The organism is Euzebya tangerina, from assembly GCF_003074135.1.
Classification (GTDB): domain Bacteria; phylum Actinomycetota; class Nitriliruptoria; order Euzebyales; family Euzebyaceae; genus Euzebya; species Euzebya tangerina.
The window spans coordinates 899822-915640 of record NZ_PPDK01000001.1 but is presented as its reverse complement, the minus strand read 5'-3'; the positions used below and the strand labels follow the sequence as shown (position 1 = coordinate 915640).

Below are 15819 nucleotides of genomic sequence, written 5' to 3'. Positions count from 1 at the left end.
CGGCGTCAACGACCGCCGTCGTTGGACCGCCGGGCACTGGCCGTCCGGGCGGGTCGGCGGTCAGGTCCGCGACCGTTCAGCGCACGAGCCAGCGGGAAGCCGAGGCTCTTGCTGGCGAGCAGGTAGGTGATCGTCGCCGCGGCGACGGCCAGCACCCCGCGAGCGAAGACCGGGACCTGTTCGGTGATCAGCCGCACGACAACCGTCGTACCAGCGGCCAGGAACGCCGCCTGCAGCACGTTGTCCCGGACGCCGCCGACGACGTCGAAGCGGCCCACGACACGCGTCAGGCGGTCGCGCAGGAGCCGCAACTCGACCCACGAGCCGACGGATACACCAAGCGCCAGGCCCATGGCCCCCAGGCGCGGGATCGTGTCAGCTGCCTCCCGCACCTCAGCCGGAACCAGCGAGAAGGCCGGAAGGTCGCCCACGACGGTGAGACCCTCCGGACCAAGGCCGATCTGGTCGAACTGCACCATCAGGATCGCACCGGCCACGAGCGAGGTGCCGACCCGGGCCAGGCTGGCTCGGGCCGGGCTGGTGGTGTCGCCGATCCCGTAGAGCGCAGATTGCAGCAGGCGTGCCCAGGTCGCTGCCACGAGGCCGATCCCGTACGCCCCGATGATGGACCAGACCTGCACGGTGTCGCTGCGCTCGAACTCGCCTCGTTGGAGCAGCGTCCCGACGATCAGGTCGCCGGCGACGACGTACACCAGGGCTGTCGGCACCACGAAGTAGCTGATCCGGGCCAGCCCGGTCCGCAGACGCACGCGGATCGCGGACACCCGTTCGTCCCGCTTGCCGACCGCAGCGTCGGACGACAGCTCGGGCAGCTCCGAGGCGGCGATGCTCATCCCGAACACGCTGATCGGGAGGATGTAGAGCACCTGCCCGTACCGCAGCGCCGACACAGCGCCGACCACGAGGAACGACGCCAGCAGGGTGTCGAGCAGGGCGCTCAGCTGCACCACCCCGCGGGCACCGACCACCGGCAGGAATCGCTTGAGGACCGTTCCGGACTCCCGGTCGATGTGGAGGGACAGTTCGAGGTCCGGCTCCAACTTGGCCACGGTGGGGATCTGGACGGCCAACTGCAACACGGCACCCGCAACGGTTGCCCAGGCCAGGACGATGATCAATCCCCGGGCGTCGCTGGTGACCACGGTCCCCGCACCCTCGATCTCGGTGAACGCGAAGACGCCGGCAACCAGCAGACCGACGATCTGGGCGAGGTTCCACAGGACCGGGGCGACGTAGGAGAGGAAGAAGCGGCGGTGGCTGTTGAGGATCCCCAGGCACCAGGCCGACAGGACCAGCAGGCCGATGCCCGGCGTCACGACGCGGATGAGTGTGGTGGTGAGCTCGCGGCGGGCACCGGTGAAGCCGGGTGCGAAGATGCCGGCCAGGGTGTCCGCGGCGAACACGCCGACCAGGACCAAGGCGGCCGTGACCAGGATCAGCAGGGACAGGATGGTGCCGGCCACCTTGCCGGCCTCCTTGGTGCGGCCCCGAGCCAACAACCCGGTGTAGGACGGGATGAAGGAGGCCGACAGGACCCCCTCGCCCAGCAGGTTCTGCAGGATGTTGGGGATCCGGAATGCAGCGCTGAAGGCGTCGGTGGCGACGCTGTTGCCGAAGAACGCCGCGATCGTGATCTCACGGATCAGGCCGGCGACGCGTGAGAGGGCGATCCCGGCCGCCACGAGCAACGAGCCGCGTGAGGAATCGGGCAGCCGGCTGGCCGTCGAAGGCCCCTCACCCGTCACGCGGCGCTCTCTTGCCTGGTGTCGGGCGCTGCGGAGGTGCCGATCGTCCGTCGCCTGAGCCGACGGACGCTCCAGGCCGTCAGGAACAGGGCGCTGCCGATCGTGGCGACCAGACCCACCACGGGGATCGCGGTCGAGCGCACGGACAGCTGGGTCGTCGCCAGCGTCAGGGTGCCCGCGGGGTCGGTCAGGGCGACCGAGATCGGGGCGAAGCCACCCGGATTCCGTGATCGAGCGGCGAAGCTCAGGCGCTGTGAGGCGCCCGGGGTGATGGTGATGTCTTGGCTGCTGCCCTCGTCGAACTCGAAGCGTCGGGAGTCGAGGGCCACTCGGACCCGCAGAGTGACGTCGCTGGTGTTCGCGACGGTGACCGGGACCTCTCCGGTCGTGGCGGTCAGGGTGATCGACGCGCTGGGGAGGATCTCGACGGCCCGGGTCAGGGCATCGAGGCGGGTGATCACCTGGTTGCCGCGCAGCAGGCCCGCGGTCTGACGCGAGGGGAGGCGGTACCGGGTCGAGGGCATCGGCTCCAGCAGTTGGGCGAACCCGAACGGCGAGCGGTCATCTGCAGGGAGCATCGAGGCCAACGGGTCAAGGGCGTCTCGTGCCCGGCCGTACGCGGCGATGTACTCCGGCGGCAGCTCTGCGGCCACCGCATCCGGGCCGTAGGCGAGCCGCGCAAGCCGCGCGGACGGCTGCAGCTCCTCGGTCATGGTCGACAGCGACACCGGCCGCAGCCACGGCGCCGCGAGGATGGCGTCGTGGACGGCGGTCAGGTCGAGCGCCGGACGCCCGTCATCGGCGCCCAGGCTCAGCGCATCGATGTCGAGGAGCACGCCGGCGGAGGCCTGGGCCTCGCCCGCCGAGAGCCAGGCGAGCGCGGTCTCCGCCAAGAAGGACTGCAGGCCCGCGGTGGACGGGTCGTTCCGCAGACCGTCGCTCAGCCCTGCGTCGGGTACCAGCACCCGCACTTCGCCGCCGTCCGCAGTTCGCAGTCGACGAAGCGGCTCCAGCGTCTGGCTTGCGGCGAAGGTGACGGCACGCTCGCGGAGGACCACGGCTGAGGGGTCGGTCTGGCCGACCACCGCCAGGGTCGCAGCGTCCAGGCCGGCCGGCGGCACGACGATCTGACCGTTGACCGGCTGGTCGAGGAGGTCGCTGACCGTGGCCGAAGCGTCGGCGACAGCGGCTCGGGCCTCGGAGGCCAGCCCGCCACGCACGAGCGCCACAAGATCGGCAGGCCCGTACGGATACGCCACGACCTCGGTGTCACTGCGGCGCGCCAGGGCCGCCAGCACATCCATGGCACGGTCGGCCCGCCGGGCGGGCCGGGAGGCCGCGTCGACCACCGCGTCATCAGCGGTCACCCAGCCGTCGGCCAGTCCGGAGAGCTCCTCGAGCGTTCGCCCGTCCGCCGCCAGCGTCAGTCCGGCGGCGGTGCCCCGCGCCACGAGGTCCTCCAGCGCTGTGCTGGTCGACTGCACCGCGCCAGTGGGCCGCAGCAGCTCGGCGAATCCGGCGTCGGGCTGATCCCCGAGCAACGGGGCCGTGGGCGCCACGACGTCCAGCAGCAGCGTGGTCGGCAGCGGCCGGGCCTGCCGCTCGGGCAACACGATCACCGAGGTCGTCTGCGTGCCGAGGAGCTCGGCACCGCTGAACAGCTGGACCTGCAGCGGGTACACGCCCGTCCGGTCCTCGCCCCGCAACGCCAACTCCTCTGGATTCAGGTCCAGGCGGACGACCCGGGAGGTGCCCGCAGCCAGGTCGGGCAGCTCGGATGAGGTGGAGCTGAACAGCGTCGGCAACTCACCCGCCACGGCCGCTCGGAGGGACTCGACATCCGGTGTGCTGGTGTAGACCGACGTGACCACGCGCAGGTCGCTGCGCGCCACGGGGCCGGTGTCGACCTGCAGGCCCAGCGCGATCGGCTGGGGTGCGGGCTCCTCCTGTGAGTCGCCTTCCTCATCGGTTGGGATGTGCTCCACCACGGCATCGATCTCGACCAGCTCGAACGCACCCAGCGGGCCGGCCGGGTCGGGCGCTGCCTGCTCGGACTGTGCACCCGCCGGCCCCGCGACCACCACCAGCAGGACGGCGGCCGCGAGGGTCGTGAGCATCCGGAGCGGCGCAGTCGGGCGCCGGAGCTGCCATCCGGTCACGCCGCGGCAGCCTTCTGGACCAGCTCGACCTCGTTGGCGTGGGACAGCTGCTCCAGCGCTTGCGTGAACGGCACCCAGGCCACGTCCTCGGCCTCGTCGTCGCGGTCGTCGAATGAGCCGCCCTCGAAGGCCATGAGGTAGTAGTGGACGAACTTGTGGTACCGGGCCCTGTCGGGGTGCCACACGAACCAGTAGTCGACGACCCCCAACTTCCGCAGGATGACGGCGTCGAGGCCCGTCTCCTCCCGAACCTCACGGACCGCTGCTGCCTCGAGACTCTCCCCGTGCTCGAGACCGCCCTTCGGCAGGGTCCACTGCAGTCGGCCATCGGCCCCACGATGCGCGATCAGGACAACCCAACGGCCGTCCGGACGGTCATCGAGAACCAGCCCGCCTGCGGACGTCGCGTGTTTGGTCGGATACCTGGCCAACGGCCTTCACCTTACGTGCTCCCCAGGCTGTCTTGGGCCATCGTCGTGGCCCTCCGTGAACCGGATTGGTCAAGGAGGTGGGGTGGCTTGCCGATACGAACGGCATGAAGATCAGGGACTATCTCCAAGTGCTCGTCGACAAGGGCGGCTCGGACCTGCACCTCAAGGCCGGCGGCCCCGCCTTCATCCGGGTGGACGGTGACCTCAACGAGGTCAACGACCTGCCGTGGTTGCATCCGGAGGACACCGAGGCGATGGCTCTGGAGGTGCTCGGCGGCCGGGCCCTCGAGGCCTACAACCGAGGCCAGGAGGCTGACGCGGCCTACTCCGTCAGCGGTCTCGGCCGGTTCCGCGTTGCGGTCTTCAAGCAGCGCGGATCGACGGGGCTGGTGCTGCGGAAGGTCTCCGTGGGCAACCAGTCGTTCGCCGAGCTCGGCTTGCCCCCGGTCTGCCGCGCCATGGCTGAGGAGCACCGCGGTCTGGTCCTGGTCACCGGACCTACCGGGTCGGGGAAGACGACGACCACTGCCGCGATGCTGGGCCACATCAACGCCTCACGCCGGGCACACGTCGTGACCCTCGAGGACCCGATCGAGATCCTCCACCGCGACAACCTCTCGATCATCGACCAGCGTGAGATCGGTGTGGACACCGAGAACTTCACCACGGGCCTGCGCTCCGTCGCCCGGCAGGACCCGGACGTCATCTTCATCGGTGAGATGCGAGACGTCGAGACGGTCACCGCCGCGCTCCAGGCCGCGGAGACCGGGCACTTCGTGCTCTCCACGCTGCACACGACCAATGCCACCGAGACGGTCAACCGAATTCTCGACATGTTCCCCCCACATCAGCAGGGTCAGGCCCGACTGTCGCTGGCCAACGCGCTGAAGGGCATCGTCTGTCAGCGGCTCGTCCCGCAGGTCGACGGCGGACGGGTGGCCGTTCTCGAGACCTTCGTGATGACGCAGCGCCTGTACGAGTTCGTCGCCGACCCGGAGAAGACCGAGGACATCGGTGACGCGATTGCCGAGGGTGCCTACTACGGGATGCAGACCTTCGACCAGCACCTGCTCGAGTTGTACGCGAGCGGCCGCATCAACCTCCGTGATGCGCTGGCCGCGTCCACAAGCCCGCACGACTTCAAGATCAACGTCCGCGCCGCCGGACTTCCCGTGGCCTAGGTCTCCTGCAGCCGGTCGGGAACCCCTGCCGGCTTGGCGGGCGGTGCCCGGGCAGGCGCGACCTGCCGTGCCCGTCGGGTCACCCGGCGCCAGCCCTGCGCCCCGTACGATGTATGGCATGGCCAGCCCCGCCGACTCCCGTGCCGAGCAACTGCAGGTGCTCGGTGCGCTGATCGACGTCGCCGTGGCCGACGAGCTGGGCCACCTGTTCGACGAGGCCGGCCATGAGTTGTTCCTGGTCGGCGGCATCGTCCGGGACGTCCTCATGGGGCGCGCGTCAGCCGCGGTGAGCGGCGATCTCGACTTCGCGACCTCTGCGACGCCCGAGCAGACCGAGGGCGTGCTGCGCGGCTGGGCGGACACGATCTGGTTGACCGGGGCCAGGTTCGGCACCGTGAGCGCCGCGCGTGGTGACCAGACCATCGAGATCACGACCTACCGGTCGGATGCCTACACGGCCGGCTCGCGGCACCCGGAGGTCAACTTCGGCAGCAGCATCGAGGCAGATCTCGCTCGGCGGGACTTCACCATCAATGCCATCGCCGTCCGCGTGCCCGACCGACTGGTCGTGGACCCGCATCACGGCTGGGAGGCCATCCGCGCCGGCACGCTGCGGACGCCCTCGGATGCGAAGGTGAGCTTCTCCGACGACCCGCTGCGCATGCTGCGGATGGCCCGCTTCGCCGCGGTACTCGGGTTCGTGCCGGACGACGAGGCGGTAGCCGCCGCAACCGCCATGGCCGCAGATCTGACTGCAGTCTCCGCAGAGCGCATCCAGGTCGAGTTGGACAAGCTGATGGTCGGCGAACACGTCGGGCGCGGCCTGGACCTGTTGGTCGGCACGGGGCTTGCGGAGTACATCATCCCGGAGGTCTCGGCCCTGCAGATGGAGCGGGATCCCGCCCACCACCACAAGGACGTCTACGCCCACACGTTGGCGGTGGTGGAGTCGTGCGACGCGGACGATCTGATCCTGCGGTTGGCGGCCCTGTTCCACGACATCGGGAAGCCGGCCACCAGGGAGTTCCACCCCGATGGCACCGTGAGCTTCCACCACCACGACGTCGTCGGCGCGCGGATGACGCGTCACCGGATGCGTGAGCTGAAGTACTCCAAGGACATGATCCGCGAGGTGTCCGAGCTGGTGCGGCTGCATCTTCGGTTCCACGGGTACTCCGACGGCGAGTGGACCGACTCGGCGGTGCGGCGGTATGTCCACGATGCCGAGACAACCGACCGGCTCCGTCGTCTGAACCTGCTCACGCGGGCCGATGTCACCACCCGCGACAAGCGGAAGCGCCGCCGGTTCGCACGGGCCATGGATGATCTGGAGGAGCGGATCGAGATCCTCGCGGAGCGGGAGGCGGTGGACGCCGTACGCCCGGCCATCGACGGGACGCAGATGATGGCCTATCTCGGCATCGAGCCCGGTCCTCTGGTGGGGAAGGCCTGGAACCACCTGAAGGACCAGGCACTGGAACGTGGGCCGGTGTCAGAGGACGTCGCCTACGAGTTGCTGGACGAGTGGGCAGCCGGTGAGGGACTGACGCCCGTCGGAACGCGCATACCACCGAAGGTCAAGGACCAGAAGGGGTAGTCAGAGGGATCATCAGAGGGCGTACGTGCGCCAGATGGCGCCTCGCCGCGTTTCCCCTGGTCAGGAGATCCCGAGTCCGGATCAGGATGACATAACCTGTGGTGGGGTCGACCTCGAACTACATCGACGGGGTTTACGGTTGAGGTGAAGAACTGGGAATTCCTGGAACGGTTTTGCTACTGGGAGTGATCGCCGAAGGACGGAACGTCGGTGACGATCCCATCAGCCCTCCGTGGCGATGAACTCCTCGACCATGTCATGGCACACGCTGTCGGCGTACTGGACGGGTGGGGACTTCATGAAGTAGGAGGACGGGCCGAGCAGTGGCCCGCTGATGCCGCGCTCCTGCGCCAGCTTGATGCACCGGACGGCATCGATGACCACACCGGCGGAGTTCGGGGAGTCCCAGACCTCCAACTTCAGCTCGGCGTTGAGTGGCACGTCACCGAAGTTGCGGCCCTCCATGCGGATGTAGGCCCACTTGCGATCCTCCAGCCACGGGACGTGGTCTGACGGGCCGATGTGAATGCGGTCGGAACTCACCGGCTCGATCATCTGCGAGGTCACCGACTGGGTCTTGGACAGCTTCTTCGACGTCAGCCGCTTGCGTTCCAGCATGTTCATGAAGTCCATGTTCCCGCCGAAGTTCAACTGGTAGGTCCGGTCCACGGTCACACCACGGTCCTCGAAGAGCTTCGTCAGCAGCCGGTGCGTGATCGTCGCACCGACCTGGCTCTTGATGTCATCCCCGATGATGGGCACGCCGGCTGCCTCGAACTTCGCGGCCCAAGCCTCGTCGGTGGCGATGAACACCGGCAGGGCGTTGACGAACCCGACGCCAGCGTCGATGGCGCACTGGGCGTAGAACCTGGCGGCCTCCTCCGACCCCACCGGCAGATAGCACACCAGCACATCGGCACGAGCGTCCTTCAACGCCTGAGTGACGTCGACGACGGGGTCGTCGGACTCGGTGGCGACCTGGCTGTAGAACTCGCCGAAGCCGTCCAGCGTCGGTCCACGCTGCACGGTCACACCCGTCGGGGCCACATCGGCGAATGTGATGGTGTTGTTGGGCTCGGCCACGATCGCCTCGGAGAGGTCCCGTCCGACCTTCTTCGCGTCGACATCGAACGCAGCCACGAACTCGAGATCGCGGACGTGGAGCCCCCCGAGCTCCACGTGCATCAGACCTGGAACGCGCTCGTCAGGTGAGGCGTCGGCGTAGTACGTCACGCCCTGCACCAGCGAGCTGGCGCAGTTCCCGACGCCGACGATGGCGATGCGAACCGATCGTGAACTGGTGTGACCGGTGTCGGGCACAGAACTCATCAGGTTGTCTCCTTGGAGTGGGGGGTTGTTTCAGCAAGCAGAAGGTCTTCGATCCACCGGAGGTCAAGCCGTGTTCGCTCGACGCCATGACGGATCAGGGAGATCGTGTAGCTGTCCGCGCGGCCGCGCGTCGCCCGCCTGAGGCCCGACTCGCCCTCCTGTACGCGGTCGAGCAGGTAATCGCGTCGCCGCTGCAGCAGCCAGACCCGCGTCTCGGTCGGCAGGTAGGTGAAGAACGCGAAGCGGAGGGGAAACTTCTCCTCCTCCCAGGCGCTGGTGGAGCGCTGGCTGATGAGGTCGAGGAACCTCGCCTCGCCAGCCGCCGTGATCTGGACCACCTGGCGTCGTCGCGACCGACTGTCCGCATCGGGGATGCGCTCCACGTACCCGCCGGCCTCGAGCTTGCGCAGCGTGGGGTAGAGCGAGCCGTAGGACACCGTCCAGAAGAAGCCGAGCCGCTGCCCCAGCTGGCGCTTCAGCTCGTACCCGTGCATCGCGCCCTCCTTGAGCAGGCCCAGAATGGCCAGGTCGAGCAACGCGATCTCCTCGGTAACGGCGGATATATCGGGGCGATATAGCGCCGCGACACATGCAACGGTAGCGACAGCCCGCCCACACCGCCGCGGTTGACGTGCCCTGGCAGACTCAAGGTTGCCCATGAGTACCGGACGGATCGACTATCGGATGGCCAAGCGCGCCTTGGTCAGCCAGGTCACGCGCGGCGCCGTGGCCGTGCAGGACGTGGTCGATGCCCACCCGGAGCTCCTACGAGCAGCGGCCAACGTCGGGCGGGTCACGGCGCGGACCTGTCCCATCTGCCGACTGGCGGACGAGCGGGCAGCCGTGCCACACGATCGGGACACCACCCTGCGTGAGGTGACCTACGTGTTCGGGTCCTCGCTCCGACAACGGTCCGGCCGGGTCGTGTGGACGACGGACGAACTCCATGACCTGGCCAGCCGGTACGCGAGCTTCACCGCCTACACGGTCGAGTGCTGCCTGGTGTGCGGCTGGAACCATCTGGTGACCGCTGAGCTGTTCGGTACCGACCACCTGCCGGGGCGGCACCTGCTGCAGCCGGCTGACAGGCCACGCTAGCTCGGTTGGATCTTGCGACTGGATCTTACGAATTGTGGCCTAAATACTGTTGTGCCGTTGATCTTGCTGTGGGGTGGTGCCATACTCGCAACCGAGCGATGGGACCCCCCGTATCTCATCCTCCCAGTCGCTGCTCGTCCCCCCGTAGAGCAGCGATTCATGTCCGCCCCGCCACCCCCCGTTGGCGGGGCGGACCTTTTGCGGGAGTTCGCCTGGCGGTAACCCAGAGGCCGGGCAATTCGTTGGCGTGGCCCGCACACTCGCTGTATGCGAGTTGCCATCGTGACCGAGTCATTCCTCCCCACCATCAATGGCGTGTCCGGTTCGGTTGCTCGCGTCAGCGAACAGCTGCACGCCCGCGGGCATGATGTGCTCATCGTCGGGCCTGGTCCCGGGCCGGCCCGCTTCGGTGACATCACCGTCGTCCGCACGCCATCGGTTCCACTCCCCGGCTACCAGGCCATCCCGGTGGGTCGTCCGACCGCGGACACCTTCCACGACCTCGCCGCGTTCCGACCAGACGTCATCCACGTGGCTGGTCCCGTCGCGCTGGGCGCGTGGGCGCTGTCGGTCGCCCGGCGCATGGGCACACCGAGCGTCGCGGTCTACCAGACCGACTTCCCCCGGTTCGCCCGGCACTACAAGGTCGCGGCCGCCGAGAACCTCGCCTGGCGGTGGACCCGCCACCTGCACTCGATGGCGCACCGCACCCTGGCCCCGTCTCGGTCGGCTGCCTGGGATCTCCGACGACATGGCGTCCCACGCGTGGCGTTGTGGGGCCGCGGAGTGGACAGCACGCACTTCCACCCCACCAAGCGGTCCGCGCAGATACGACGAGCACTGGGCGCCGGTCGCGACGACGGCGACTGCCTGCTCATCGGCTACGTCGGCCGGTTGGCGCCTGAGAAGAACGTCGGCCTGCTCCGCGCCCTGCGGGGGACGCCCGGCGCCCGTCTGGTCGTGGTCGGTGACGGCCCCGACCGGGAGAAGCTGGCCCGACAGCTGCCCGACGCGGTCTTCACGGGCTACAAGGGCGGGGTCGAGTTGGCACGGATCTACGCCAGCCTGGATCTGTTCGTCCACACCGGCGCCCACGAGACCTTCTGCCAGACGATCCAGGAGGCGTTGGCCAGCGGCGTTCCGGCGATTGCTCCGGCGATCGGCGGACCCCTGGATCTGGTCAGGCACAACCACAACGGACTTCTGTACCGTGCGGGCGACGGGCGTAGCTTGCGGCGCGTTGTCGCCCGGCTCGTTCACGACGCTGACCAACGAGTACGCCTCGCCCTGGCGGCACGGCCGGGCGTCGCGCACCGGACCTGGAGCACCCTGACCGATGAGCTCGTGGGCCACTACGAGGCCGTGGTCGCCCCGTCGGTGCTCCAGGAGCATCCACGACCCAGGGCGGCGGTGGGCTGATGCGGGTGGTCCAGCTGGCGAACTTCATCTCGCCGACCTCCGGTGGGATCGCCCGCACCATCGCGGCGCTCCGCAAGGGCTACGCGGCGCGCGGCGTCGACACGATCCTGATCCGACCGGGGCCGGCATTCGACCGCGAGATCGGCCCGCACGGCCTCACCATCGCCATCTCCTCCCCGGTGGTGCCGGGCACCGGTGGGTATCGGATGATCACCAACCTGCGAGCGGTGCGCCGCACCCTGGACGAGGTGCGACCCGACCGGCTGGAGGTCCACGACCGCTCCACGTTGCGCGGGCTCGGTGACTGGGCTGCCAGTGCCGGTGTTCCCTCGACGATGGTGGTCCACGAGCGGCTGGATCGGCTGGCCGACCAGTACCTGCCGTGGCTGATCCGTCCGGCCCTGATGGCCCGGCGGGACAATCGTCGGACCGCCGCCCGCTTCGACCGGGTCGTGGTGCCCTCCGCCTGGGCCCGTCAGGAGTTCGCCGCAGACCTCCCGGTCGAGGTCGTGGACTGGGGAGTTGACGTCGATCAGTTCCATCCCCGACATCGCAGCCCGGTGGTCGGTCGCCGCTTGCGTGACGGGCACGACGTGCTGCTGGCCATGGTCGTCCGGCTGTCGCCGGAGAAGCAGGCCGGATCAGCCCTCGATGCGCTCGCGGTGCTCCGACAGCAGGGCGTCGACGCGCACCTCGTCATCGCGGGGACGGGCTCGAGCGAGCGTGCCCTCCGGCGACAGGCGCGCGACCTGCCCGTGACCTTCCTCGGTCATCTCAGCAGCCGCCAGCACGTCGCCGAGGTGCTCGCCGCCGCCGACGTCGCCATCTGTCCGGGCCCGCTGGAGACCTTCGGGCTGACGGCGCTCGAGGCGCTGGCATGTGGGACACCGGTCGTGTCGTCGCAGTCCGGCGCCCTGGCCGACATCCTGCAGGAGCCCTTCGGGGCCAGCGCGTACAACCATGGCCATGCCATGGCCGGAGCCATCACACAGCTGCTCTCGGGCGCCGACGAGGCGAGGGCCGCCGCACGGGCCGCTGCCGAACCGTTCACGTGGGATCGGGCTGTGACCCGGATGCTGGCCATCCATGGTCATGTGCCAGCAGCCCCTGAGGAGGCCCTCCGCCGTGGCTGATCGCGCGTCGGCTGGGATGTGAGGACGTGACGGCAGGCGGGGTCGTCGTGGTTGCCCGGTACGGCGGGACCGTCGAGCTGCTGGCCGGGCTGCTGCGCTCCGCCGATGTCCTCGTGTGCCGGACCGCCGCGTTCGACCGGGACGAGGAGGTGGTGGTCGCCCGGATCCTGCGTGCCGCCGTCGACGAGCAGCAGGCCGTGGTGACCGTGCTGTCGCCGGCCGACCCGACCCTCGACCGGCTTCGTGCCCTGAGCAGTGACCCGCCACCGGTCGTCGCCGTGACGTGGCACCCACGAGATGAGTGGCCCGCGTGTGCGAGCCTGGTCGCGCGGGCAGTCCCGGCCGGCCAGATCAGCCGGGACCTGGCCAGCGCCGTGCGGGCGATCCTGCCCCGCTGATCAGCACGCTGACGGGGTTCTCAGCCCCTGACGGGGTGTTCAGCCGCTGACGGGGTTCTCAGCCCGAGACCTGTGAGGCGTCGAAGCGACTCTGGGCCTCCTGCTCGTTGGTTGCGACCCGCGAGCCCGTCTCGATCAGCCGCTGCTTCGAGTAGCGGTACACCGCGTAGGCCAGCAGCGGTGGCGCGAACAGCATCGACAGGCGGAACACCCAGACCATCGTCTCGATGGGGATGCCGATCATCCGCGAGAGGATGTCGTTGGTGGCGTTGGCCGATGCCAGCAGGACGAAGGAGAAGGTTCCCATGACCATCGCACCGCGGAGCGGGATGTCGAGCGGATTGGTCAGGACGTGCCAATCCCCCTCCAGCTTGTACACCTTCCGTTCGAGGAACGGGTAGGCGATCAGCAGCCCGAACATGATCCCGGGGATCACCGCCCCAGCGACGAACACGGTGTTGAAGGTGCCGCCGAGGATCGTGAACTCGAACGGCGGCAGGGCTCTGAGCAGCCCATCGGTCCAGAACAGGAACCAGTCGGGCTGGGCGTTGTTGCCGACCTCCCCCGGGAGGTAGGGGCCCAGCAGCTCCACATCGCTCCACGGGATCAGCGTCGAGGAGAGAGCGAGCAACCCGCCGACCCACAGGAACAACGTCGTGGACTCGGCGAACTGGCCGGGCCAGAGCGGCTTGCCGACGATGTAGGTGTGCCCGTCGACATCCGGTTTGGGCATCTGGGTGTGCTTCTGCCGGATCAGGATGGCGACGTGCACCGCGATCAGCCCCGAGATCACGAGCGGCAGCACGAACACGTGGAGGGCTTGGAACCGCGGGATGATGTCGCCGGTCGGGAACTCGCCCCCGAACACCCAGAAGGCGACGTTCTCCCCGACGTACGGGATCGACAGGACGATCGAGTAGGCCACGCGGATCCCGGTGCCTGCCAACGAGTCGTACGGCAGGGAGTAGCCGAGGAACCCCTCCGCCAAGGACACCGTCAACAGCCCGATGCCCACGTGGTAGTTCAGCTCGCGTGGCTTGCGGAACGCACCCGTCATGATGATGCGCAGCATGTGCAGCACGATCGTGGCGATGAAGAGATGACTGGCGGCTCGGTGCACCCGTCGGACGAACAGACCACCCGGGATGTCATCGCTCAGGCGGATGACCGACTCGAAGGCGGCCGGCAGGGTGACGCCGTTGAAGAACTCGTTGGAGCCGGTGTAGACGACGGGGTCCGTCGAGGCCCGGTAGAACAGGGTCAGGAAGATCCCGGTGGCGACCAGGACGCCGAAGGAGATGGTGGCCACCTCACCCAGCAGGAACGACCAGTTCGCCGGGAAGACCTTGTTGGCCGCCTGACGGGTCGGGCCCTTCAGCTTCATGCGCTTGTCGAGGGAGTCGAACAGTGCACTGAACAGGGGAGTCACTACAACATCACCATCCTCAACCGGTGGAGGGGCCGGGCGGCTCGACGAAGTCGCCCAGGGCGATCAGGAAGCCCGCGTCGTCGGTGCCGAGCGGCAGCTGCGGCAGGGGGCGTGTGGCCGGTCCGAAGGTCGGCTGACAGGCCCGTCGGACGTCGAACGTGGACTGGTGGCAGGGGCAGAACAGCGAGTTCTCCCGCTCGCGGAACAGGGCGACGGGACAGCCGGCGTGCGTACAGATCTTCGAGTAGGCGACCAGCGAGTTCTCGATGACCCACTCCATGTTGGTCGGCTCGGCGGGCTCGTCGGACAAGCGCATGACCAGCACGGCTGCGCGCTCGAAGCCGATGTTGTCGGCCGGCCAGGCGGTCACGACCGTCCCGATCGCCAGGTCTTCCGCGCGGATGTCCTCACCCTCGGTCGTCTTCAGCCGCACACCACTGGCCCAGGGCGTCGATCGAAGCTGCTCGCCCACGCGGGGGCCGAGCGAGGGCACCAGGGCCAGCAAGCTGGCGCCGAAGACTCCGGCTGAGCCCAGCAGCACCCGCGTGAGCAGGGGTCGGCGGGCCAGCGCCGGCACGTTGCTGACGGGCCGTTCCGGCTGGTCGTCGGGAACCTCGCGGAGCTCGGCCGCCTCGATCTCGGGGAACCGGTCGAAGAAGTAGCGGCGGATCGACAGGCCCAGGCTGAAGAACGCCAGGGCCAGGAACATGCCGTACCAGCCGATCGGCAGGCCGATGACCAGGCTGACCGCGAAGGCGATTCCGAAGACCGCGGCGCCGATGGCCGTGCCGATGACCAGTGTGTCGTTGGCACTGCTGGCCTCGGGTGTCGTCCGGGCCAGGACGATGAGCTCGTGCTCCGGTTCGAGGTCGACGACCGGTGCCGCCGGGGTCGCCTGCTGGTTGGGAGGTGACGGGTCGGGGGATGCCGGGTCAGCCATCTGGATCCTCCTGGTCGTCGTCGGGCATCGGCGTGGTGCCCTCCGGCTCGGCGACCTCGGTCTCGATCGGTGTGGTGTCGGGGTGGTCCATCGCGTCGCCGACCGGGACCTGTTCGAAGGGCTGCGGCCGGCCACCGATGTAGAGGAGCGAGCCGATCAGTGCCGCGGCGAAGACGGCGACGAAGCCCGAGGCGAACACCGGGTTCAACTCGACCAGGCCGAACAGCGGGGTGCCGCCCTTCTCCTCGACGGCCTCCAGGTAGCTCGTGATGGCGTTGACCTCCTCCGGCGTGATCGTCTCGTCGTTGAAGGCCGGCATCTCGAACGGGCCGACCCGGATGGCTTCAGCCACGGCAATGGGCCCGAGGCCCGTCACCGTGGGCGTGAAGGCGTCCTGGCCGGCGTTGCCTCCAGCACCCGTGTTGCCATGGCAGTGCGCACAGTTGAGCGCGAAGAGCTCGAGGCCGACGGCGACGTCGCCCTCCTCCACGGTTGGGATGTCGCGTTCCAGGCCGAACTCGGCCACCAACCAGTCGACCATCGCCTCACGTTCGGCATCGGTGTAGAAGACCTCGCGCGCCCGGTTGTCGAAGGGGTCGCCCGGCGGGGGCATCCGGCCGGTCCGCAACACGAGGTCCATGTAGGCCTCCGTCACGCCCTCGTCCCGGAGGGACGGCGCCAACCGTTCGCTGCCCGGGACGACGCCGCCGTTGCCGTCGCCACCGTGACACTCGGCGCAGACGCCCGCGTAGCTGGCCTCGGCGAAGGCGACGGGGTTGGCGATCGGATCCTCCTCGTCACCCTCGACCGCGCTGGCGGGGCGGAGGCTCAGCACCGCGACCGCGAGCAGCGCGACGACGACCACGAACCACGCTCCGTAGGTCCTGGCTCGGGACGGGGTCGTCTGCACAGTTCCTTACTAGCAGACTCTCGACTTCT

At 68.9% G+C, this 15819-nt stretch carries 14 protein-coding genes; 6 read left to right on the top strand and 8 right to left on the bottom strand.

Annotation, left to right across the window (positions count from 1 at the left end; all coding sequences use genetic code 11):
• Nucleotides 1-5: 5 nt before the first annotated feature.
• Genes murJ through C1746_RS04270 form a run of 3 tightly spaced genes read right to left on the bottom strand, consistent with a single transcriptional unit; the run spans nucleotide 6 to nucleotide 4356 of the window.
• Nucleotides 6-1766, bottom strand: a complete 1761-nt coding sequence (gene murJ / locus C1746_RS04275; protein WP_162867371.1) for a murein biosynthesis integral membrane protein MurJ — start codon at nucleotides 1764-1766, stop codon at nucleotides 6-8.
• On the bottom strand, nucleotides 1763-3925 hold the full coding sequence (locus C1746_RS21900; protein ID WP_162867370.1) for a DUF6049 family protein: 2163 nt from the start codon (nucleotides 3923-3925) through the stop codon (nucleotides 1763-1765). The genes murJ and C1746_RS21900 overlap by 4 nt, the downstream gene beginning before the upstream one ends.
• Nucleotides 3922-4356 (bottom strand): NUDIX hydrolase, encoded by a 435-nt coding sequence (locus tag C1746_RS04270; protein WP_116713441.1) that lies wholly within the window; start codon nucleotides 4354-4356, stop codon nucleotides 3922-3924. Before C1746_RS04270 ends, C1746_RS21900 begins: the two co-directional genes overlap by 4 nt.
• Before the next feature lie 104 nt (nucleotides 4357-4460).
• On the opposite strand from C1746_RS04270, the gene C1746_RS04265 reads away from it, so the two are divergent.
• Together C1746_RS04265 and C1746_RS04260 are read left to right on the top strand one after the other, a co-directional pair.
• Complete coding sequence (locus C1746_RS04265) at nucleotides 4461-5537, top strand: type IV pilus twitching motility protein PilT (protein ID WP_116715561.1); 1077 nt, start codon at nucleotides 4461-4463, stop codon at nucleotides 5535-5537.
• A 118-nt stretch (nucleotides 5538-5655) separates the two neighbouring features.
• Nucleotides 5656-7134, top strand: a complete 1479-nt coding sequence (locus tag C1746_RS04260; RefSeq protein ID WP_205711704.1) for a CCA tRNA nucleotidyltransferase — start codon at nucleotides 5656-5658, stop codon at nucleotides 7132-7134.
• Between the two features lie 222 nt (nucleotides 7135-7356).
• Here the strand turns inward: C1746_RS04260 and C1746_RS04255 are convergent, their stop codons facing one another.
• Complete coding sequence (locus C1746_RS04255) at nucleotides 7357-8463, bottom strand: inositol-3-phosphate synthase (protein WP_116713439.1); 1107 nt, start codon at nucleotides 8461-8463, stop codon at nucleotides 7357-7359.
• Nucleotides 8463-8999 (bottom strand): PadR family transcriptional regulator, encoded by a 537-nt coding sequence (locus C1746_RS04250; RefSeq protein WP_162867369.1) that lies wholly within the window; start codon nucleotides 8997-8999, stop codon nucleotides 8463-8465. The genes C1746_RS04255 and C1746_RS04250 overlap by 1 nt, the downstream gene beginning before the upstream one ends.
• A gap of 121 nt (nucleotides 9000-9120) precedes the next feature.
• Between C1746_RS04250 and C1746_RS04245 the strand changes: the two genes are divergently transcribed.
• From C1746_RS04245 to C1746_RS04230, 4 genes are all read left to right on the top strand, one after another.
• Nucleotides 9121-9561 carry a DUF5318 family protein gene (locus tag C1746_RS04245; RefSeq protein ID WP_116713437.1) on the top strand — a complete coding sequence of 147 codons (441 nt, stop codon included), beginning with the start codon at nucleotides 9121-9123 and terminating at the stop codon, nucleotides 9559-9561.
• A 267-nt stretch (nucleotides 9562-9828) separates the two neighbouring features.
• Nucleotides 9829-10980 carry a glycosyltransferase family 4 protein gene (locus C1746_RS04240; protein WP_116713436.1) on the top strand — a complete coding sequence of 384 codons (1152 nt, stop codon included), beginning with the start codon at nucleotides 9829-9831 and terminating at the stop codon, nucleotides 10978-10980.
• The gene (locus C1746_RS04235; RefSeq protein ID WP_116713435.1) at nucleotides 10980-12113 is read left to right on the top strand and encodes a glycosyltransferase; all 1134 of its coding nucleotides are present in this window, start codon (nucleotides 10980-10982) and stop codon (nucleotides 12111-12113) included. Before C1746_RS04240 ends, C1746_RS04235 begins: the two co-directional genes overlap by 1 nt.
• 26 nt (nucleotides 12114-12139) lie before the next feature.
• A complete protein-coding gene (locus tag C1746_RS04230; protein ID WP_116713434.1) occupies nucleotides 12140-12511 on the top strand; it encodes a hypothetical protein in 372 nt (123 codons plus the stop codon).
• Between the two features lie 58 nt (nucleotides 12512-12569).
• On the opposite strand, the gene C1746_RS04225 is transcribed toward C1746_RS04230, so the two are convergent.
• Genes C1746_RS04225 through C1746_RS04215 form a run of 3 tightly spaced genes read right to left on the bottom strand, consistent with a single transcriptional unit; the run spans nucleotide 12570 to nucleotide 15790 of the window.
• Nucleotides 12570-13940 (bottom strand): cytochrome b, encoded by a 1371-nt coding sequence (locus C1746_RS04225; RefSeq protein ID WP_116713433.1) that lies wholly within the window; start codon nucleotides 13938-13940, stop codon nucleotides 12570-12572.
• 16 nt (nucleotides 13941-13956) lie between these two features.
• The gene (locus C1746_RS04220) at nucleotides 13957-14880 is read right to left on the bottom strand and encodes a QcrA and Rieske domain-containing protein (RefSeq protein WP_116713432.1); all 924 of its coding nucleotides are present in this window, start codon (nucleotides 14878-14880) and stop codon (nucleotides 13957-13959) included.
• Nucleotides 14873-15790 (bottom strand): c-type cytochrome, encoded by a 918-nt coding sequence (locus C1746_RS04215; protein WP_116713431.1) that lies wholly within the window; start codon nucleotides 15788-15790, stop codon nucleotides 14873-14875. The genes C1746_RS04220 and C1746_RS04215 overlap by 8 nt, the downstream gene beginning before the upstream one ends.
• Nucleotides 15791-15819: the final 29 nt, after the last annotated feature.